Annotated in this window: 21 protein-coding genes; 13 read left to right on the top strand and 8 right to left on the bottom strand. The window is 41.9% G+C overall.

Annotated elements, in window-relative coordinates; translation table 11 throughout:
• Window positions 1-31: 31 nt before the first annotated feature.
• The 12 genes from AC5FX4_RS18955 to AC5FX4_RS18900 all read left to right on the top strand — a co-directional run bounded on the left by AC5FX4_RS18955 (window position 32) and on the right by AC5FX4_RS18900 (window position 9,636).
• A complete protein-coding gene (locus tag AC5FX4_RS18955; RefSeq protein WP_493607979.1) occupies window positions 32-607 on the top strand; it encodes an LON peptidase substrate-binding domain-containing protein in 576 nt (191 codons plus the stop codon).
• A gap of 118 nt (window positions 608-725) precedes the next feature.
• On the top strand, window positions 726-1,292 hold the full coding sequence (locus AC5FX4_RS18950; protein WP_493608760.1) for a sigma-70 family RNA polymerase sigma factor: 567 nt from the start codon (window positions 726-728) through the stop codon (window positions 1,290-1,292).
• A complete protein-coding gene (locus tag AC5FX4_RS18945; RefSeq protein WP_493607978.1) occupies window positions 1,285-1,938 on the top strand; it encodes a ChrR family anti-sigma-E factor in 654 nt (217 codons plus the stop codon). The genes AC5FX4_RS18950 and AC5FX4_RS18945 overlap by 8 nt, the downstream gene beginning before the upstream one ends.
• A gap of 12 nt (window positions 1,939-1,950) precedes the next feature.
• Complete coding sequence (locus AC5FX4_RS18940; protein WP_493607977.1) at window positions 1,951-2,907, top strand: YbgA family protein; 957 nt, start codon at window positions 1,951-1,953, stop codon at window positions 2,905-2,907.
• Entirely contained in the window at window positions 2,907-4,289 is a 1,383-nt protein-coding gene (gene phrB / locus AC5FX4_RS18935) for a deoxyribodipyrimidine photo-lyase (RefSeq protein ID WP_493607976.1), read from the top strand. Before AC5FX4_RS18940 ends, phrB begins: the two co-directional genes overlap by 1 nt.
• Before the next feature lie 2 nt (window positions 4,290-4,291).
• A complete protein-coding gene (locus AC5FX4_RS18930; protein WP_493607975.1) occupies window positions 4,292-4,720 on the top strand; it encodes a nuclear transport factor 2 family protein in 429 nt (142 codons plus the stop codon).
• Window positions 4,717-5,427, top strand: coding sequence for an SDR family NAD(P)-dependent oxidoreductase (locus AC5FX4_RS18925; protein ID WP_493607974.1), 711 nt, complete (start codon window positions 4,717-4,719; stop codon window positions 5,425-5,427). Before AC5FX4_RS18930 ends, AC5FX4_RS18925 begins: the two co-directional genes overlap by 4 nt.
• Window positions 5,424-6,677: an NAD(P)/FAD-dependent oxidoreductase gene (locus AC5FX4_RS18920; protein WP_493607973.1), complete on the top strand. Its 1,254-nt coding sequence runs from the start codon at window positions 5,424-5,426 to the stop codon at window positions 6,675-6,677. Before AC5FX4_RS18925 ends, AC5FX4_RS18920 begins: the two co-directional genes overlap by 4 nt.
• On the top strand, window positions 6,677-7,414 hold the full coding sequence (locus tag AC5FX4_RS18915) for a DUF1365 domain-containing protein (protein ID WP_493607972.1): 738 nt from the start codon (window positions 6,677-6,679) through the stop codon (window positions 7,412-7,414). Before AC5FX4_RS18920 ends, AC5FX4_RS18915 begins: the two co-directional genes overlap by 1 nt.
• Before the next feature lies 1 nt (window position 7,415).
• Entirely contained in the window at window positions 7,416-8,678 is a 1,263-nt protein-coding gene (locus tag AC5FX4_RS18910; RefSeq protein ID WP_493607971.1) for a class I SAM-dependent methyltransferase, read from the top strand.
• Window positions 8,659-9,150, top strand: coding sequence for a DUF2878 domain-containing protein (locus AC5FX4_RS18905; RefSeq protein WP_493607970.1), 492 nt, complete (start codon window positions 8,659-8,661; stop codon window positions 9,148-9,150). The genes AC5FX4_RS18910 and AC5FX4_RS18905 overlap by 20 nt, the downstream gene beginning before the upstream one ends.
• A gap of 210 nt (window positions 9,151-9,360) precedes the next feature.
• On the top strand, window positions 9,361-9,636 hold the full coding sequence (locus AC5FX4_RS18900) for an HU family DNA-binding protein (RefSeq protein ID WP_493607969.1): 276 nt from the start codon (window positions 9,361-9,363) through the stop codon (window positions 9,634-9,636).
• A gap of 67 nt (window positions 9,637-9,703) precedes the next feature.
• On the opposite strand, the gene ilvN is transcribed toward AC5FX4_RS18900, so the two are convergent.
• From ilvN to AC5FX4_RS18860, 8 genes are all read right to left on the bottom strand, one after another.
• A complete protein-coding gene (gene ilvN, locus AC5FX4_RS18895; RefSeq protein ID WP_493607968.1) occupies window positions 9,704-10,201 on the bottom strand; it encodes an acetolactate synthase small subunit in 498 nt (165 codons plus the stop codon).
• The gene (locus AC5FX4_RS18890; protein ID WP_493607967.1) at window positions 10,201-11,925 is read right to left on the bottom strand and encodes an acetolactate synthase 3 large subunit; all 1,725 of its coding nucleotides are present in this window, start codon (window positions 11,923-11,925) and stop codon (window positions 10,201-10,203) included. The genes ilvN and AC5FX4_RS18890 overlap by 1 nt, the downstream gene beginning before the upstream one ends.
• A 370-nt stretch (window positions 11,926-12,295) precedes the next feature.
• Window positions 12,296-13,303 (bottom strand): isocitrate dehydrogenase, encoded by a 1,008-nt coding sequence (locus tag AC5FX4_RS18885; RefSeq protein WP_493607966.1) that lies wholly within the window; start codon window positions 13,301-13,303, stop codon window positions 12,296-12,298.
• A 231-nt stretch (window positions 13,304-13,534) separates the two neighbouring features.
• On the bottom strand, window positions 13,535-15,226 hold the full coding sequence (locus AC5FX4_RS18880; RefSeq protein ID WP_493607965.1) for a hypothetical protein: 1,692 nt from the start codon (window positions 15,224-15,226) through the stop codon (window positions 13,535-13,537).
• The gene (locus AC5FX4_RS18875; protein ID WP_493607964.1) at window positions 15,226-15,612 is read right to left on the bottom strand and encodes a DUF3192 domain-containing protein; all 387 of its coding nucleotides are present in this window, start codon (window positions 15,610-15,612) and stop codon (window positions 15,226-15,228) included. The genes AC5FX4_RS18880 and AC5FX4_RS18875 overlap by 1 nt, the downstream gene beginning before the upstream one ends.
• Before the next feature lie 91 nt (window positions 15,613-15,703).
• The gene (gene xni / locus AC5FX4_RS18870) at window positions 15,704-16,474 is read right to left on the bottom strand and encodes a flap endonuclease Xni (RefSeq protein WP_493607963.1); all 771 of its coding nucleotides are present in this window, start codon (window positions 16,472-16,474) and stop codon (window positions 15,704-15,706) included.
• Entirely contained in the window at window positions 16,471-17,814 is a 1,344-nt protein-coding gene (gene ppnN, locus AC5FX4_RS18865; protein ID WP_493607962.1) for a nucleotide 5'-monophosphate nucleosidase PpnN, read from the bottom strand. The genes xni and ppnN overlap by 4 nt, the downstream gene beginning before the upstream one ends.
• A 14-nt stretch (window positions 17,815-17,828) precedes the next feature.
• On the bottom strand, window positions 17,829-19,379 hold the full coding sequence (locus tag AC5FX4_RS18860; RefSeq protein WP_493607961.1) for a GGDEF domain-containing protein: 1,551 nt from the start codon (window positions 19,377-19,379) through the stop codon (window positions 17,829-17,831).
• A 183-nt stretch (window positions 19,380-19,562) separates the two neighbouring features.
• Between AC5FX4_RS18860 and AC5FX4_RS18855 the strand changes: the two genes are divergently transcribed.
• On the top strand, window positions 19,563-21,344 hold the full coding sequence (locus tag AC5FX4_RS18855) for a M61 family metallopeptidase (RefSeq protein ID WP_493607960.1): 1,782 nt from the start codon (window positions 19,563-19,565) through the stop codon (window positions 21,342-21,344).
• Window positions 21,345-21,422: the final 78 nt, after the last annotated feature.

Raw genomic sequence — 21,422 nt, 5'->3', positions numbered from 1 at the left:
ACAGCATGATGGGTATCAACATTGGGTTTTTATGAATTGTGCTATTTTTCCACTTCCGGTTTTTATATTGCCAGAGGGGTACACAAAATTAAGAATATTTGAGCCTCGTTATCTCGAAATGGTGAGTGAAGCGTTAAAAAACGAGCATGGTTTTGTGTTGTGTCAGTTTGACAAAAATAGTGAACTAAATGTGCCTGAAGACGGTGTATACGTAGAGATCGTAGATTTCTCTCAAGATGAGTCTGGTCATTTGCTCATCGACGTTTACGCAAAGCATCGAGTGACAATTTCAAACCCTTATCAAGACCATAAAAACCTCCGATATGGGTTGGTCGTCGAAAATCATCATGCCCTTTGGGACAATGCACAATTACAGGATACCCAGATTATTCGTGACATGGGAGAAATGTTGGCAGACGTATTTAACCAGCATCCACATATCGGTGAACTCTATAGAGAAAAAAGGTTTGATGACGCCATTTGGGTGATGAGTCGATGGTTAGAGTTGATGCCAATAAATATTGATGAAAAACAAAAACTTTGTTCGTCTGTAAACTTTGAACAAGTGGTCGATTTCATCCATACTATTTTGTATCAACAACAGTGATCTGAATGGGCTGGGCTCGCGTATAGATGTCAACGTCATAAGTATGAAGAGATATCTAGCTATGGTCGAACACGTACCCACTGAGGCAGCTCACCTTCAAGCGGGAAACCAAAAAAATATGGAACAATTGCCAACTCAGGCTTTGTCGGACGCATTATGTGAAGTAGCAAACAGTCGAGACAAGCGCGCATTCGCGAAGCTGTTCGAATACTTTGCACCCAAAATAAAGCGATTTGGCATAAAGCAATTTGGCAACGAGGCGCTCGCAATGGAGCTTGTTCAAGATACTTTAACCTCGGTATGGAGAAAGGCGCATTTGTATCAGCCCGACAAAGGGGCTGCGACAACATGGGTTTACACTGTGATGAGGAATGCTTCGTTCGATACGCTGCGAAAAATGAAGAGTAATAAAGAAGAGCATTTGAGCGAAGACATTTGGCCTCTATTGCAAGATGAAGCGGATTGCGATGAAGACTTTCAAGATCATTTGCAAGGCAAGCAAATTAAAAAATACATCAATAAACTACCTCGAGCGCAACAAGAAGTTGTTAAAGGCGTTTATTTTCAAGAGATGTCGCAGGAGCAGTTGGCTGAACACCTCAATATTCCCGTAGGCACAGTTAAATCCAGACTAAGACTCGCTTTACAGAAACTTCGCGCTGAAATGGGAGAGAGCCATGATTAAACATCATCCATCTGAGCAATTTTTAATACAGTTTAGTCAAGGTGCGTTACCAGCGTCACTGAGCATTGCGGTCTCGGCCCACATTGAATTATGTGAATGTTGTCGCGCGCAAGTCGAAAAGCTTGAGGCATCACAAGCGACAGAAGCATTTGATGTTGAAATAGACGATGAGATGTTATCGAGTGAGTTTTCAGACATGTTTGAGTTGATTACGGCAGGTAAAGAAATCGCAGTTGTGGAAGCATATCAACCACAACAACTTGAATATCAAAATAAAACAGCTGTGCTGCCAAGAGCGATTGGTAACACCAAGCGCGGTACTTTTGTGCATGTTGGTAAGCTAGCTAGGGCACGTATGCAGCTAGACGATGGAGAAATGCGTGCTAGTTTACTGCAAATCGATAAAGGTGGAGAGATCCCAGAACACACACACACTGGGTTTGAACTCACACTGTTACTTGATGGTGAATTTTCCGATGAGGACGGCTCATATGTCCCAGGCGACTTTATATGGCGCGATGCAAGGCACAATCATTCACCTCAAACGGCTGACGGGTGTTTGTGCTTTACTGTGGTAAACAGTGCTCTACATTTTAATAAAGGTCTCAGCAAACTACTTAATCCAATCGGAAATCTGATTTACTAGTTAGGAGTCAAAATGGAAAAATCGTCTTCGATAAAAATTGGGATCAGCGCGTGTCTTACCGGAGAGAAAGTTCGTTTTGATACAGGGCACAAACGCTCCAATTTTTGTATGGATGAATTTGTTAAACATGTTGAGTATGTCAGGTTTTGTCCAGAAGTGGCGGTTGGTTTGCCCATTCCTAGGCCAACCATTCGCCAAGTAAAAGTTGGCGATACAATTAAGGTGTGTCGCCCTGATGGCTCTGGTGATGTTGGCCCGCAGTTGACTGAATATGGTAAACGTGTGGCGCATGAGTACGCAGGAAAACTGTCGGGCTTTATCTTTTGCGCGAAAAGCCCAAGTTGCGGTATGGAACGGGTAAAAATCTATAATGAGGCGGGCACGGGGAATACCTCTGAAGGAGTGGGCTTTTTTGCACAGCAAATTATGGAAAATAACCCATTATTGCCATGTGAAGAAAACGGCCGTTTAAATGACCCGCATCTACGTGAAAATTTTGTGCTGAGAGTATACGTATACAAAAGCTGGAAAAATTTGAATGAGCAAGAGATCGGTCTGCACGAATTAACGCAGTTCCACGCCAAGCATAAATACCTCGTTATGAGCCACAACTATCAGTCATACCGACAGCTCGGTCGATTCTTGGCGCAAGCATCGCAAATGCCATTAGAGCAAGCAAAACATGAATACATATCGGGTTTGATGAAGGCTCTGAGCAAGCCTGCGTCACGTAAAAACCAAACTAATACGCTGACACATTTGCAGGGTTATTTCAAAAACGATTTATCAAAAGTAGAAAAACAAGAGCTGTGTACGGCTATTGAACAATACAGACAAGGCTTGGTCCCTTTGTATGTGCCGTTAACGCTTTTGAAGCACCATTTAACGGTGCACCCAAATGAGTATCTTGCACAACAAGTCTATTTTGACCCGTACCCGAATGAACTTAAACTGAGGTTTGGTATTTAATGACGCCTATTTTTTGGTTTAGAAGGGATTTACGTTTTTTTGCGAACGAAGCCCTTATTGAAGCTGTAAATCAAGGTGCCAATGAGGCACTTTTTTTTGTGTGCGAAACGCAATGGCAACAGCACGATGCGGCCCCAATTCAGATTGATCTAGTAAAGCGAAGAGTGGATTGGCTGGGTGCAGCGCTAGCCGATTATGGCATTAAACTTCATGTACACAATGTTGATGACTTTAACAGTGTGCCTGCCGCGCTGAAGCAGTTTTGTGAACAGCACAATACCAACCGCGTGTTTGCTAATGCAGAGTACGAGGTCAACGAGCGCCAAAGAGACGCTGACTGTGAACAACTCGGTATTGAATTGACATTGTTTGACGGTGACCTTGTTGCGCCACCGCATAGCATAGTGACCAAAAATGGCGAGATGTTTAAGGTATTTACGCCATTCAAAAAAGCATGGTTAAAGCGCTTTGAGGCCGAGAGTTTCATTATCCCTCACTGGCCAAAAGCCAAATTGGAACAATCAATTGCGTGGCAAGCGCCAAAGTGCTTGCAAGGTGATGGTAGCTCAAGCAAGTGGCCAGTGGATGATAAATGTATCGCGCAAGTGGCCAGCCATTTTATTGAAAGTAAGTGTTCAAATTATCAAGCGGTTAGAGATTTTCCTGCTATCAAAGGGACTTCAGGCTTGAGTCCTTATTTGGCACTTGGAATTGTTTCTACTAAACAATTGCTCGCTCAGTTACAGTTTTATAATCCCGACATTTTGCAAAATACCACGCATGCTGATTTTTGTTGGGTGAACGAGCTTATTTGGCGTGAATTTTATCGCCACTTAATGATTACTTTCCCACGATTGTGTAAGCATTTTAATTTTAATCAAAAATATAACCCTGTAGCTTGGCGTGAAGATGAACGCCAGTTTAGAGCTTGGTGTGAAGGGAAAACTGGTTATCCAATTGTAGATGCGGCAATGCGGCAATTAAATCAAACGGGTTGGATGCATAACCGTTTACGTATGATAGTTGCGAGCTTTTTAACCAAACATTTGCTGATAGATTGGCGAAAGGGAGAGCAGTATTTTATGCAACACCTAATCGATGGTGATCTAGCTAGCAACAATGGTGGCTGGCAATGGGCCGCGAGTACAGGGTGTGACGCCCAACCTTATTTCCGCATTTTTAATCCGATCACGCAAAGTGAAAAGTTTGATCCGGATGGCGAATTTATACGTAAATATGTTCCAGAGCTTGTTGATATTCCGAGTAAATATATTCACTTTCCGCATGATTACTTGGCACTTAAACAAGATACACAATACGTAAGCGCCATTGTTGAACATAAGGCGGCGCGAGCAAGGGCACTAGACGCTTTTAAGGTTTAATAATGCACCCAATCATTGAACGTTTTATTGATATGTACAGCAAGTTAAATGCGCGAAATTTGTCATCACTTGAAGATGTCTACCATGACGAGATTGTGTTTCGAGACCCGCTGCATGAAGTAAGTGGTTTACATGGGCTTACACATTACTTTTCTAATATGTATGCCAACGTGAGTGAGATCGAATTTGCGATTCATGACTCATACAGTATTGATGATATGGGTTTTTTATATTGGACTATGCGGTTTCGTCACAAAAAGCTCAATGGTGGAAAAGAGATAAAAGTTGATGGCCACAGCAGATTATCCTTTTTGGATAACAAGGTTGTGTTTCATCAAGACTATTTTGACTCAGCGGCAATGGTTTATCGACAAGTGCCTATCTTGAAGCGTGTTATCGGTTTTATAGATAAAAGGGCAACCCAGTTATGAACAATATGCTCATTACTGGCGCTACATCAGGTATTGGGTTGGGCCTAGCGAAACACTACGCACGTAACGCCAAGGTATTTGCGTGCGGTCGCAACGAAGAAGCACTGAAAACGTTATCTCAATTTGCCAATATCGAGGCCCTTGAGTTTGATGTTACCGAAATAGACTCCATCAAACGCGCGTGTGCGCATATTGAGTGTTTGGATGTGCTGATACTCAATGCAGGAAATTGTGAATATATCGATGACGCTAGAAATTTTGACAGCGCACTGTTTAAAAGAGTGATAGACGTTAACGTGTTGTCGATTGGCTACTGTTTAGAGGTGCTATTACCCAAGGTTAAGCGTGGGGGGCAGTTGGTTATAGTTAGCTCAAGCGCCTCCTTTTTGCCTTTACCTAGAGCGCAAGCGTATGGCGCGTCAAAGGCGGCTGTGAGCTATTTAGCGAAAACCTTGTCTGTGGACTTAAAAGATATTGATGTGAGCGTTGTACATCCTGGTTTTGTTAAAACGCCGCTGACAGCGAAAAATGATTTTCCCATGCCCATGGCTATTACGGTTGAAGACGCTGTAAAGGCGATTGCTAAAGGCGTAAGCAAAAGGCATAGGGAAATACATTTTCCAAAGCGCTTTACATATCTGCTCAAGCTGTTGCAGTTGTTACCAAGTAGTGTGTGGTACACCTTAGTAAAAGGAATAAGAACTTGAAAAAAATAGCAATCATTGGTTCCGGTATTTCTGGAATGAGTGCTGCGTATTTATTGAACGAGCAGTATGACATTACCGTATTCGAGAAGAATGACTATATCGGTGGACATACAGCGACAGTCGATATTGAGTCGAACGGCGACCATTACGCCATCGATACTGGGTTTATTGTATTTAACGATAGAACTTATCCTAATTTTGAGCGATTGTTAGCGCAGTTAGGCGTAGAGCGACAGCCGACGCAAATGAGTTTTAGTGTGAAACGTGCCGATACCGACTTTGAGTATAATGGCCATACATTTGCTAGTTTGTTTGCACAAAAACGTAACGTAATTCGTCCGAAATTTTGGCGTTTGCTGTACGACATCATTCGCTTTAACAAAATTTGTAAGACGATGTACGCCAGTGACGACTATCAAAGTCATAGCACATTAGGTGATTTGCTCGCGCTACATCGCTTCAATGATTTTTTCAAGATGCATTACATTTTGCCTATGGGCGCAGCGATTTGGTCTACCAGCATAAAAGAAATGGAAAACTTTGAAGTCGAGTTTTTTGTTCGCTTCTTCTACAACCATGGGTTGTTAGATGTGACTAATCGTCCGCAATGGTATGTTATCCCGGGCGGCTCACGAGAATACATTGCGCCTCTTGTTGAAAAATTTAAAGACAAGATCCAGTTAAATGCTGACATTAAAACTGTAAAACGAGATGCTCAAGGCGTATGTATTGTGATGAAAAATGGCGAACGGCACGAATTCGACAAAGTGATTTTTGCCTGCCATTCAGATCAAGCATTGGCGTTAATTGACAATCCAAGTGAAGATGAGCTGCTTGTGCTTGGCGCTATCCCTTATACCGCAAACTCGGTTGTGCTGCACACAGACAAAAGCGTGTTACCTAAGCGTAATGACGCTTGGGCAAGCTGGAATTACTTACTCAATGAACACACTGACAAGGCGGCAGTGGTTACCTACAACATGAATATATTGCAGGGCATAAAAAGTGAGACTGCTTTTTGCGTCACGCTAAACTGTGACGGGGGCATTGATGAAAACAAGGTACTGCGTCGTTTCACATATCATCATCCTGTTTTCAATAGTTACAGTATTGCGGCTCAGAAGAAAAAACCATTGATTGACGGTAAAAACAACTCTTACTTTTGTGGCGCATATTGGTTTAACGGTTTTCATGAAGATGGTGTGAAAAGCGCAGTAGATGTGGCAAAGCAATTGGGTGTTGAATTCTGATGGAGGCGCTAAATAGTGCTTTGTATGTTGGGGACATTCGCCATCGCCGATTTGTGCCTCAAGCGCACTGTTTTAACTATCCAATCTACATGGCTTGGTTAGATTTGGATGAACTTTCGTTACTCAACAATGTTCATCCAACATTGTTTGGTACGAGTGGCTTTAAACCGCTTAAGTTTGTACAGAGTGACTATTTAAAGTCTTACCATGGCACGCTAAAGGAGAGAGTGACACAAGCCAGTGAAACACTGGGTTATCAAGGTGACATTGCTAAGGTCATGATGTTGTGCCAGTTGCGTTGCTTTGGCATTTATTTCAGTCCGGTTAACTTTTACTTTTGCCAAGACGAACAAGGCCAATATCAACATATGTTGGCCGAGGTGAGCAACACACCTTGGAACGAATGTCATTGCTATTTGGTGAAGCTGCATAAAAAAGTGAACTTTAAAAAGTCTTTTCACGTATCTCCTTTTATGGATCTAGAAATGAATTACCACTGGAAAGTAACGGTGCCAGATGGCAATGCGTTGATCCATATCGCAAATAAACGCGATGACGATGAGCTTGTATTCGATGCTACTTTGAGGTTGAAACGCTCTGAGTTTAATAAGGAGAATGTAAAAGGGTTGCTACGCAGATTTCCTGCAATGACCTTTTCTATCTTTAAAAGTATTTATTGGCAGGCATTACGACTGTTTTTGAAAAAAGTGCCGTTTGTTGGGCATCCGGGGATTTAGCATGGAAAATACCACATTATTAGAATCACAATTTTCATTGTCTTGGTTAGATAAGGTCTATAGCAAACTCGTGTTTTCGGCGTTTGAAAGCATTGAAGACGGCCATTTGAAGGTAATGATGGGTGAGCAGGTGTTTGAATACGGGAAAGCGAATAGTGAGCTGAGCTGTACAGTGACCGTAGTAAATCCAGCCATGTTTAAATTGTTCGCGCTTGGCGGTAGCGTCGGCGCTGCTGAGGCGTATATAGAAGGGTATTGGCGCTGTTCCAACTTAACAACGCTGATAGAAATTTTTGCAAGGAATCAAGCTCAGTTAGATGCTTTCGAACGCAAGTTTGCGTTTGTAACGGGGTTAGTAAACAAGTTCAAACACATAAAGAATAAAAATACCAAAACGGGTTCAAAGAAGAACATCGTGGCACATTATGATTTAGGTAACGACCTCTACAGTGCATTTTTGAGTGAAGAAATGCTCTATTCGAGCGCCATTTATCCTCATGAGAACAGTTCACTCGAACAAGCACAAGTGCACAAACTCGATACCATTTGCAAACAAATTGACCTAAAGGCAGGTGAGCGAGTGATTGAAATTGGCACTGGCTGGGGCGCTTTTGCTATTTATGCGGCACAAAACTATGGTTGTCACGTGACCACAACCACCATATCAGAAGAGCAATATGATTATGTTAGAAATAAAATTTTAGAGCTTGGATTGGAAGACAAAGTAACTTTGTTAAAACAAGACTACCGAGATCTTGAAGGTCTGTATGACAAGCTTGTTTCTATAGAGATGATCGAGGCAGTAGGCCATGAGTTCTTGCCTGGCTTTTTCCAAAAATGTGATTCATTGATAAAAGACAATGGCGTGATGCTGATCCAATCAATCACTATCGCCTGTCAGCGTTACAAGCACTATTTAAAGCAATCAGACTTTATACAGCAATATATATTTCCCGGTGGTTGTTTACCCTCTGTAACAGAGCTGAACAAACAGATATGTGCAAACACCAATATGGTGGTGCATGAGATCAATGATATTGGTTTACATTACGCAAGAACCCTAAATGATTGGTACAAACGCTTTAAGCAAGCGTGGCCGACGTTGGACAAGACAAAATTTGATCAACGTTTTTATCGGCTGTGGGAGTTTTACTTGTGTTACTGCGAAGGGGCTTTTAAGCAACGGGCGACGAGTACGATTCATTTGGTAGCACGCAAGCAAAAGTACTTATCTAGTCAATGTTATGCTGCCCTTAATTATTAATTTTGGACTATTTCAGGCTTGTTGGTTTTTGGCCCTTTTTTATCAACATCAAGCAATATGGGCGATGGCTATTATTTGTATAGGGTTGTTGTTGACGCATAATAATATAAAGCAACAACTTACATTAGTTTTAGCCTGTTTACCTATAGGCATTGTAGTTGAAATCATCGCGATTCAAGGGGATTTGATCAGGCACGTTGATGACGGTGTACCAATTTGGTTAGGTGTATTATGGGTGGCATTAATACTCACATTTGATAGTTCATTACGTAAGATAATTACCCTTCCAAAACGCGCTGGCGCGTTGGTGTTTGGTGCCTTTGCGCCGCTCAGCTACATCGCTGGCGACAAATTTGGTGTGTTCGAAATTACACCTTCAATGTACGAGTTTTATTTTGTTTTTTCGATTATTTGGCTCGTTTGTACCTTATTTATAATCATGATTTATGATTGTATATTCGTAAAAAACTAAATTTAGGTCAGTTAGCTATTGCGTAATTTATCAGTGCTTGCTAGTTTGTAAATGCTTGGTTAGTTTGTGTATTAAGTGCTACAAACGCGCGCCATCACTGACTTACAAGACTTTTTGGTAAAATTAGTCAGTTAATGGTTGCACATCGAACCAAAATGCATAAACATAGGTTTTGCTTAGGCAAAATATTAAATGAATAGGAATCTAATAATGAATAAAGCTCAACTAGTTGAAAAGATGGCAGCAGACGCTGAAATTTCAAAGGCAGCGGCAGCGCGCGCATTAGACGCCTTTACTGGTGCCGTAACCAATTCTTTAAAAGAAGGTGATTCAGTTGCACTGGTTGGTTTTGGTACATTCTCAGTGAAAGAGCGTGCGGCTCGTACAGGTCGTAACCCACAAACAGGTGCTGAAATCCAAATTGCTGCAGCTAACATTCCTAGCTTCAAAGCGGGTAAAGGCTTAAAAGATCAAGTAAACCCTTAATCAGGTTGAAAAGTTCATATAACAAAGGGACCATCTGGTCCCTTTGTTTTTGTCCACGGATTGATAATTAACCTTTCAGCGCTTTGTCTCCGCGTCCGATACCCACAGCGCCAGAGCGAACTAATTCAATAATATCGCTTTCGTGACGAAGCATATCCAAAAATGCCTCTAACCGCTCGGCATTACTTAAAAGCTGCAATGTATAACTTTGCTTACCCATATCGATGATTGAGCCTTGGAATACGTCTGCAATGCGTGTGACAGCCGCTCTAGTCATCTCATCTTTGGCAAACACTTTAACGAGTAGCAGTTCTCGTTCGATGTGCGGCATTTCAGTTAGGTCGACAATTTTTAGTACATCAACCAATTTGTTTACCTGCTTGGTGATCTGTTCAACCACTCTGTCATCACCGTGGGTTGTGATTGTGATGCGCGATAGGGTATTGTCGGCCGTTGTACCTACTGTCAAACTATCGATGTTGTAGGCGCGCTGTGAAAATAGGCCAACGATACGAGATAGTGAACCTGGTTCGTTTTCTAATAAAATACTTAAGATTCTGCGCATTATGCTTTTACTCCCTTTTTCAGCCACATATCATCAACGGCACCTAGTTTTATTTGCATAGGATAAACGTGTTCTTTTTCGTCTACTCTAATGTCTAAAAATACCAATCTATCGGTAATTGAAAATGCCTTCTCTAGTGCTGCATCAAGCTCGCTTGGGTGGTCAACGCGAATGCCAATATGCCCATAACTTTGCGCAAGCGCTACAAAGTCAGGTAACGACTCCATGTAAGAGCTAGAGTGGCGACCACCGTACATCATGTCTTGCCATTGACGTACCATGCCTAACGAGCGGTTATTAAGAGATACGATTTTGACTGCTAAGCCATACTGTAAACAAGTTGAAAGCTCTTGAATGTTCATTTGAATAGAGCCATCACCAGTTACACATACAACATGGTCTTGTGGAAATGCTAACTTAACGCCCATCGCTGCAGGTAAGCCAAAGCCCATAGTGCCTAAGCCACCAGAGTTGATCCACTGGCGAGGTTTCTTAAATGGATAGTATTGCGCTGCGAACATTTGGTGTTGACCAACGTCTGAACAAACGTAAGCATCGCCGTTGGTGATTTCATACACTTTTTCTACTACGGTTTGCGGTTTAATCAAATCTGTTTCACGCTCATAGGATAAGCACTTCTGTGCACGCCATTGTGTAATTTGTTGCCACCATTCTTCTTGCGCACTTCTATCGATGCGGCTCGAGCTTTTGTCTATTGCACTTTGCAATTGCTCTAATACCGTGGCTAAACAGCCAACAACGGGGATGTGTGCTTTGATGGTCTTGGAGATTGAAGTTGGATCTACATCAACATGGACGATTTTTGCGTCAGGGCAGAACTTGTTAACATTATTGGTTACCCGATCATCAAATCGAGCACCTAAAGCTAAGATCACATCGGCATTTGCCATGGCTTTATTTGCTTCAAGATTACCGTGCATACCCAGCATACCGATGAAGTTAGGGTGCTTACCACTTATTCCACCTAGTCCCATCAGTGTGTTAGTGATTGGCGCATTGAGTGTTTCAACCAGCTCGGTAAGTTGTGCCGATGTGTTTGATAAAACAATACCACCACCCGAATAAATCACGAGTCGCTTAGCATCTAAAATGGCTTCAACCGCCTTTTTGATTTGTTTGGAGTGGCCTTTTACGTTTGGATTATAAGTGCGCATCTCGATAGACGATGGCATTGTGTAGTCAAATTTAAGCTGTGGGTTAAGAATATCTTTAGGTAGCTCAACAACTACAGGACCAGGGCGGCCAGTGCTTGCCAAGTAGAACGCTTTCGCTAGCACGGTTGGGATCTGAGCCGCATCACGACAATTGAAGCTATGTTTTACGATAGGTCTTGAGCAGCCAACAATATCGGTTTCTTGAAATGCATCATCACCAATTAAATTTGAAGGTACTTGCCCTGAGAGTACGACCATTGGAATAGAGTCCATATAGGCTGTTGCTATTCCCGTAACACAGTTAGTCGCACCAGGGCCTGACGTTGCTAATACCACACCCACGCGCCCTGTTGCTCTGGCATAGCCATCAGCCATGTGTGTTGCCGCCTGTTCATGACGCACGAGAATATGCTCAATCTCGTTTTGTTGAAAAAGCGCGTCATATAGATCTAAAACCGATCCGCCCGGATAACCGAAAATATATTCAACGTTTAATGCGGCGAGTGCTTTAACTACTAACTCGGAGCCATTAAATTGCTCTGTTTTCATCCTCATTCCTCAGTTTGTAGTGTTACCTGTTGGATTTTTACCAAAAAAAAACCCCGCATTTGCGGGGTTAAAGCGTAAATTTGCTCAACACGGCCCCGCTGGACTTAAAGTTAAGACCAGGACTAGCACATGTAGGTTAGATAAAGTACGTTTCATTTATTGGTAGCAATTGTTCGTTATTAACAAAAGTTATTAAATGTTGTTTTTAATGCTATGTCAAGGATAGTTCTGAACTATTGCATAAAAAAGGTAAAAATAAGACAGAGAAAGAAAAGTTGAAACTTTTCATAGCGAAAATGGGTGTGTTAAGGGAAGTTTTATGCTGTTTTTTGAAGAGGGAATTGGGCTGGAAAATCCAGCCCAAAGACGATTATAGTCTTTCGATCACTGCTTGAGTGAAATCTGTAGTACCGTGGTTACCACCAAGGTCACGTGTTGTACGGTCACCTGATTTGATAACATCAGCAACAGCGTTGCGAATACGCTCAGCAGTCTCACCCATATCTAAGTACTCAAGCATTTGGATAGATGCAAGAATTACAGATGTTGGGTTTGCTAGATTTTTACCTGCGATGTCTGGTGCACTACCGTGAACTGCTTCGAAGATCGCCGCGTTCTCACCAATGTTTGCACCTGGTGCCATACCTAGGCCGCCAACAAGGCCTGCACATAAGTCAGATAGAATGTCACCGAACAGGTTAGTTGTTACGATAACGTCGAACTCTTCTGGTGTCATAACAAGTTTCATACATGTTGCGTCTACGATCATTTCCGCAGATTCGATATCTGGGTAACGCTCGCCAACTTCACGTGCAACTTTAAGGAAAAGACCAGACGTCGACTTCAGAATGTTTGCTTTGTGAACCGCCGTAACTTTTTTACGACCTTCACGGCGTGCAAGCTCATAAGCAAAAGTAACGATCTTTTCTGCACCGTCACGTGTGATCTTTGACATCGCTTCTGCTTCGTTACCATCTTCTGAAACCACTTGGCCAAGACCAGAATACATGCCTTGTGTATTTTCACGAACAGTGATGATATCGATGTCTTCGTAGCGCGCTTTTGTGCCTGCGAAAGATTTAACTGGACGCACGTTAGCGTATAAACCAAATTGTTTACGTAGCGTTACGTTGATAGAAGTGAAGCCTTCACCTACCGGTGTCGTTAAAGGACCTTTTAGCGTGATCTTGTTCTTTTCAATAACTTCTAGCGTTTCTTTAGGAAGCAACTCGCCAGTTTTTTCTAATGCTGCAAGACCTGCATCAACATATTCGTAGTCAAAATCACAGCCGGCTGCGTTTAAGATTTCAATTGCTGAATCAATAATGCTTGGACCGATGCCGTCGCCTTTAATTACGGTAATGGTTTGCTTTGCCATTCTGGTTTCCTTTATCAAAAAAATTGTTACACCACACCCATCGGGTACTTTTGAGAAGTTTAGTAAACAAAGAGGGAAGGTGTGTGCTCGCTTGAAAATTTAAGCGCGTTTTATAACAATTTATCAGGACTTATGCCAGTGAGTTATGCTTAATTGGGTATAAACAGTATTTATGCTTGTTATGCTTTGTATTTATTGTGTAAATATTCAACGGATATGGACTGTTTTTACTCAATCGATGCAACAACTTGGGCTGTGGGACATAAATTCATCATAAAATGCGGCTAACGAAGGCCATTTAAAGTGGGCAAGTACCTCGTCTATGATTTGTTGCTGCCAAGCGCTTAACGTTTGCGATTCACCGAGGGTATAGATACAAAGCAGTTTTACAACGACCAGCTTTTGCGCATTCTCATCCAGTTTAGATTTACTTTGATGTTCGGATGCTAAAAATGCTTGGTGCGCTGGCGAATGTTTAAAATAGCTGTTAGTGAATTCGGAAAATTGCTCAATGTTACATTGGCTAAAACCAAATATTCTGGCGACTGATATTGGCGTGTCGTCAATATCTTCATGGCACGGTTTGACCTTGCGCATTATCTCGCAGGCGTTATTGGATAGAATAAAATACAGCGCCATGGTAAAAGGACTTAGCAAAAATTCAAACAACTCCGATTGCACTCGGCTCAACAGGGTGATTATTACTTTGTTGATATGCGTATATTTATGCCATATATCGCTTGCAAATGGATGGTTGAGTTGACTAATGAGCGTTTCTAGTAATACGCGTTGACACAGTAATCCAGCAGTATCCAATCCTACCATGGTTAAGCAATGACGAAGCGTCGATGCTTTTTGGCCTTGACGGTTATATTGACGCGCAGCCACTTGCAGGGCTTCTGTTACCTGTGGAAAAGGCTTAATAGCACGCTCAATTGGCTTGAATTCTAAAAACCGTTCTTTACCCAGTTTGGTAACTGCTTGCCAAACGTCATTGCTGTTTTTTGTATTATAAACGGGGGTGGGAACCTGCTCGCTAAACCAAATTGAGAACAACAAGGTTTTATCCCCGGTGGTAATGGGTTTATAGACCGGTGAAAACTTGCGTCGTGTTTTGAGCATCCCCATGGCTTGATTATTATTTAGCAACGCCAGTACGTAACCGTTATGATCGGCTGAAAGTACAAGGGCGCTTTGTCCCTTATAACTTACAAGTCCGCCTCCTGGGAATTGAGCAACCTGCCTAGCCAAAGCCATTAATGACAATTGTGCGAATTGGCTATGAGTGCCTAAATATAGGGACTTTATTGCCTGTACTATATTAAACGTTTTTGCATTTCGCCTTGGGGTAATTGCTTTGGCGATACGTTTAGCCAGTGCTACAAGTATACTGGTGTTGTCATATAATGGGATTGAATTTGCCCCGGTCAATGCTTTGCTATAGGGTTCAAGCCTTGACAGAATACGTTGGAGTTGGCCTTGGGGCACATCCGCGCTATTAAGCATTTTTATCGCAAATTGATGCCTTAGCTTGATCAGCTTGTTTTCCTGTGGAGAAAGTAGCGAACCTCTAGCCATTTTGTTGGTTTCGTTGGAACAACACAAATGGTCACTCAGCGCGGCAATCACCAGTTCTTCAGTGAAATTTTGATCATAGCCATGGGCGCTACAAAAGGCGCAAACCAAAATACATTGATTCACGGTGAGATTAGTTGTGTAACCCTGATCACTGACATAGAACTGCAAATGGGCGTGCATGGCGTTTGGCTGAACATGGTATGTCTTTACAAAGCGTTCAGCTAACTGGCTGAGTGTTGGATAAATAGCACTCCACTTATGCTTGTTATAATACAGCCGTAGGGTTTGATGCGTATGCTCAAATAGCCTTTTTAAATGTTTAGGAGACGAGTTGAACTCTGACATTACTCAGTTGCTCTTTCGTAGGCGACGCTAGCTGCGGGGCCCCACAAGATAAGTTTACCATTTTCAAATAACAAACCTGTGCATTCGTCTTTGGTGGTTATGCCATCAGGTTTAGACAGTTGAGTTCGATAATAGACAATTTGCAGCATTTTGTTTGGCGTTTGCTTTACGTAGGTAAGATCTGGACTGCCCAACGTTTCAAGCACGTCTCCAACAAGCACCTCTTGATCGGGCTTCAAACGGTTAATAAAGCGATTGTTGAATGCTTCTCTGTCTTGCCAGATCATCGCTTGTGGATCATCTTTATAAAAATTGATGACAAGCATTACGATAGCTGCATATACCGCTAAACCTAACACTATGTACTGTAATACTTTTTTGATCATACAAAACTCATTTAAACGTAGAGTGTGAGTATAGCAAAGGTCTTAAACAGATAAACTGTGTTGCGACAGATGCATTAATTATGCCTTTTATCTATAGCCTGAGATCTCGCATGTTAAAGCCCAAATGAATATCGGTTCTAAGCTGGACCAAGTTTTTGCTTAATATGAAATCGTCCATTCCAGCCATTAGTTTGTTTTGTATCGCTTTTTTACAGTCAGGATCGTCAATGGCTTGAGTAATGTTGGGGTAATGTTGTATCAATGCCTGAGCAGACTTTTGACCAATGCCAGTTACGCCTGGAATATCGTTGGTTTTGTCGCCGCTTAATGCCCAAAAGTCGACGAGTTGATGTTTCGCAACACCAAAGCGTTCACTAATTTGCTGTTCTGTTAACCATGAACGCTTGAAGTAATCATAAATGCTGATTTGTTCACTGAGCAAGGGGTAGAAGCCTTTATCGGTTGAAATGATAATGGACGCGACATCGGCTTTTTGCGCTTTGCTAGCCAGCGTTGCGATAATGTCGTCCGCCTCGTCTTGCTCTGGTTTGTATACAGTCACGCCGTGCTCTATGAACGCCTGTGCAATAACGTCTAGGTTATCGGCTAATAAACTTGGCATTGGCTTACGGCTGTGTTTGTAATTTGAGTAATAGTGGTATCGCCAACTTTTTTCACCGTCAAATACGGCGATAGCATGTGTCGCATCGGTTTGACTGAGTAGCTTTTTGGTTGCGTGACTAACACGGCTTTTGCAAGAAAGAATGGTTTGTTGTTCGCTGCGGTGGCTTTGTTGTTCGTCTACAGCAAAAATGCGCCGAATTAAATTCAGCGCATCAATTAATACTAATTTTTGATTCATGCTTTAATTTGATAACAAGGAATATATTTACTACCTGGTAACTTCATTCTACCTTGTTCTACGAATGCTTTCAGTAGCTTATCCATGTCCTTCATTAAAGATGTGTCACCAGCGAGAATGTAAGGGCCATGTTTCTTAATCGCACTGATCCCTTCATCTTTTACGTTACCCGCTACAATTCCAGAAAATGCACGGCGCAAATTAGCTGCCAATTGCTGCGTCGGTTGGTCCAAATGTAAGTCTAATGCGGCCATGTTTTCGTGGGTTGGTGCAAATGGCATTTGAAACTCGTTATCAATTTTTAAGGTCCAATTGAAGTAATATGCATCGCCCGTTTCTTTTCGATACTCGCGCACTTTAGCCATGCCAGCTTTGAGCTTTTTAGCCACAAGTTCTGCGTCATCAACGACCACTTCAAATTTTTCGAGTGCCGCTTCACCAAGTGTACTTTTTACAAATGCACAGATCTCTTCAAAATACTGAGCTGACTCTTTCGGTCCAGTCAAAATAACAGGCAAACACTGCTTTTCATTATCAGGGTGTAATAAAATACCTAATAAATACAACAATTCTTCGGCTGTGCCAGCACCACCGGGAAAAATAATAATACCGTGAGCTGTTCGAACAAACGCTTCCAAACGTTTTTCAATATCAGGCAAGATAACCAATTCGTTAACAATCGGGTTAGGTGGCTCTGCGGCAATAATGCTTGGCTCAGTAAGGCCTAGGTAACGATTGTTAGTAATACGCTGCTTAGCATGGCCAATAGTAGCCCCTTTCATAGGGCCTTTCATGGCACCAGGTCCACAGCCTGTACAAATATTTAAACCACGTAAACCAAGCTGATAGCCCACCTCTTTGGTATATTTATACTCGACTTCATTGATTGAGTGGCCGCCCCAACAGGTGATGATGTTGGGATCTGAGTTCACTTCCAAAGCATCCGCGTTGCGAAGCATATCAAACACCATATGTGTGATTTCTCGTGGCGTGTCTATTTTTTCTTGATGGCGCTGACAAATAAACAGAATGTCTCTAATGACGGAGAAAATATGCTCATGGATACCTAAAATGATTTCGCCGTCAACGAATGCCGTTTCAGGTGGATTGCTCAGCTCAATTTTAATGCCACGTTCGCGGGCAATTAGCTTGATATCAAAATCATGATAGCGATTATAAATTTCTGAACTTGAGTCGGTATGGCTGCCTACATTTAATACGGCTAACGCGCAGTTTCTAAACAGTCGATATCGCTCGCTGTTAGATGACTGTTGTAGTAAGTCTACTTCTAATTGAGATAACAGGTTTAATACGCCAGTAGGATTTAACTGTACTTGCATAGGCATTCTCCTTGTTATTCACGAAGACATAAACGGTCACGGCCGCTATTTTTCGCTTCGTAAAGTGCGCTGTCTGCACGATCAAATGCAAGCAGCGGTGTATCACCATCTTTAAATTGCGTTGCACCCAAAGATATGGTGATTTGAACTTGCGTCTCTTTAAACTTAAAAGGGATCGACTTGATTGCGTTTCGCAATTTTTCTAGTGGCTGCCTTGCATGCTCTAAGTGCATACCCGGCATTAAAATCACAAACTCTTCACCGCCATATCGGGCGATAAAGTCGGTTTTGCGTATGCCTTTTTTTAATGCACGCGCAATCACCTGAAGGGTTTTATCGCCTGCGCTATGACCGTATTTATCGTTGATTGATTTAAAGTGATCCACATCAACAACAACCAAGGTGACGTCAGATTTTTGAATACTGAACAAATGGAACTCTTGACTAAATCTGTCATCAAAAGCCGTTCTATTCGGTAGCTTCGTTAAGCCGTCTAATAAACTTCTAACCCGTTGCTCAGAAAGACGTTTTTTATAAGTATTTACCTTCGACTCAAGCACATTGATGCGCTCGTTAATCTGTTCAAAACTATCATAGAGCGCTTGTCTGTCTTGTTGCTCAATTCGTTCACGTTCTACTAAATCTTCGCTTAATAGTTTTAATTCGCCATCTACAACTGACTTAAGCTCTGATATAGACGTTGCTTTTTGAGTTTGCGCGTTTAAATTTTTGATCTTGAGTTCAATTTGCTTATTAAGATCAGTCAGTTTCTTATTAACGTTTTGTGTGTGCTTGGTTGTTGCTAGTATAGATGTATTGAGCTCTTCAAGCGTTTGATTGAGAGATACCAAAAAGCCTTGTGCTGACTGCCTCTCGCGGCTAATACTTTTAGCTATGACGCGGATAATGGCTACCGACGCGCCCAATAATGAATCTATATCGTCGTTTAATGTGATACTATTTTTAATCGCTTTAACTTCTTGAGAAACGTCATCATCAAAAGTCAGTTCGTTGGCTAAATTTAATAGCTCATTTGCGATTTCAGGCGACTTAACCTTTTCTGTATTCTCGCTTTCAATACCCGCTGCAGTTATTTTTACCTGCAATGCATGCTGATACAGCTTGGATAGTTTTTCCAATACCGGTATGTATTCACTGATACTACCAATATCGTTTAATTCGTGATCAAGTAAATGACGCAGTTTTCTGCGCCCATCTGAAGGTAAACCTTTTACCTTTTGAAGTTGCTTACCCGCTTGCAGAATACTTTGTTGTAACATACGATTGTTGGCTGAAATGAGCGCTTCATGATGCTTTAGAGATTCATTCATGCCCTCAATCAGCGGTTCCAATTCATCGAAGTCCATTCCTTTATGTAGTGCTTGACGAAACTTCGCTAATTGATTATCCAGCGCAACATCTTGGCCTTTACAGTTTAATGAAAGCTTGGCAGCAAATTGCGATAGAACATCAACTTGGTGCTTACGTGCAGACTCAAGAGCCTTACGAGCACTGATTGTACGTTCTAGTTTTTTTTCTAATAGCGCTGAGTTGTTATTAACCAATATTAACTACTTCCATTCATTTCATTGCTTTTTAAGTTTATATCAAATACGCACTTAATGTAGATGAATTTTCACTTATATCACTGTTACCTAAGCATATTGTGCATTCACCGAGTTTTTGAACACAGTGACGTGTAGGTTTGCTATCTTATGCGGCAAATTTGCATTACCAACGATGATTATATGAATTACAAACACCTACTTTTACCGCTAAGCTTTGTTTCTCTAACAGCTTTTGCGGATGTTGAATATAAACTGCTCATCGAGCAACCTGAACATCATTTAGGTAACGTCTCTATTTCGTTTCCAAAAACAGCTCAAGCCCACCTTGATATTAAGCTACCAGATTGGCGCACAGGACGCTACGAAGTTTTGAACTTAGCCAATGGTATTCGCTATTTTAATGCGACAGATCATAAGGGTAAGGCATTAAAATGGCTTAAGATTGATAAAAGTACCTGGCGCGTACACTTATCAGAGCCTGCGCAAGTTAATCTCAGCTATCAAGTTTATGGAAATGAGCTTGGTAAACGAGCTCGTCATATTGACGATAGCCATGCATTTATTGATGCGTCAGGCTTTTTTATGTTCTCTGAGTCCTTCCGTCAGGACCCTGTTAACGTTGAATTGAAAGTGCCTAAAGGTTGGCGCTCGGTATCAGGTATGGACTATGCGGATAATAAACATAGTTTCAAAGCCGATAATTACGACATATTAGTAGATTCTCCCATCGAAACTGGGATCAATCAGTTGCATACATTTAACGTAGATGGACGTGAGTACGAGCTGGTTATTTGGGGCGAGGGAAATTATAACGTCTCACAGATGCTGTCGGATTTAAAAAAGTTGGTGAAAACGGGATCATTGATTTGGGATGGCTATCCGTTTGAACGTTATGTGTTTATGGTACATGCAACGAGCGGTGCGCGAGGGGCTACGGAGCATTTAAACTCAACCATCATTCAGCGCCATAGAGACTCCTTTGCTAAACGTGAGGATTATGTTGGCTTTATTTCGACAGCCGCACACGAATTCATTCATACCTGGAACGTAAAGAATTATCGACCAGCAGGGTTAGTTCCTTACGATTACGTCAACCCAAATTATAGCGACCTATTATGGCTGTCAGAGGGGTCTACAAGTTATTTGGAAGACTACTTGTTGTTAAATGCTGGGATCACGACCACAACAGAATTTCTTAAAACGTTAACTAAAGGCATTAACCGACACCTACATACCCCAGGTCGAGAAGTGCAATCGGTGGCGCAAACAAGCTTTGACAAGTGGATAAACCAAGGGGGCGATCACGGTAAAAACTTCAGCACCAATATTTATTCTGAAGGGTCTTTGGTGTCACTTGCTTTGGATATCGATTTAATCGAACGTACAAATGGTGAAGTGAGTTATCGCGATGTACACAAAGCACTTTACAATCAATTTAAGCTTCCGAAGTCTTTTACGAGTAAAGATGTTAAAGACATTCTTAAACAGATTTCAGGTCACGATTATTCAAATTGGTGGCATACGCATGTTGATTCACCACTTTCGTTAGATTTTGATTCTTTACTAGCAAAAGTTGGTCTCGAGCATGTTTATCCCGAAGATGCTAAACCCGTCGCGCGTTTGCAACTTAAAGGGACAAGTCATGGTCAATTGTTTGAACTAATTCACGTTGCACGCAACAGTTCAGCTTGGCAGGCTGGGCTAACTGCGGGTGATAAAATTGTGGCATTTAATGGCCATCATGTAAGGGCGAAATTGGAAGACTCACTGGCTTATTTCACTGGTGGAGAAAAGGTTAAAGTCGACTTTATTCGCCGCGACCAACTTATGAGTACGTACGTTGTGCTAGATAAGGGTTACGATAAAGAGAAGCAAGTTAAAGCAATGGCAAGCCCCAGCACACAGCAAAGTAAGTTGTTTAAAGCCTGGATGGGCATTGAGCATCCATCAATCGCACATTAGCAATCTAACATGAACCCAGTTAAGCGCTGGGTTCATGTCCTTAGGTGCTTTTGTAAATAATACAGCTCCCCAGTCATT

Source organism: Pseudoalteromonas sp. ATL1, from assembly GCF_058933015.1.
Note: the sequence above shows the minus strand (reverse complement) of the source record. Positions and strands in the feature narration are given on the sequence as shown.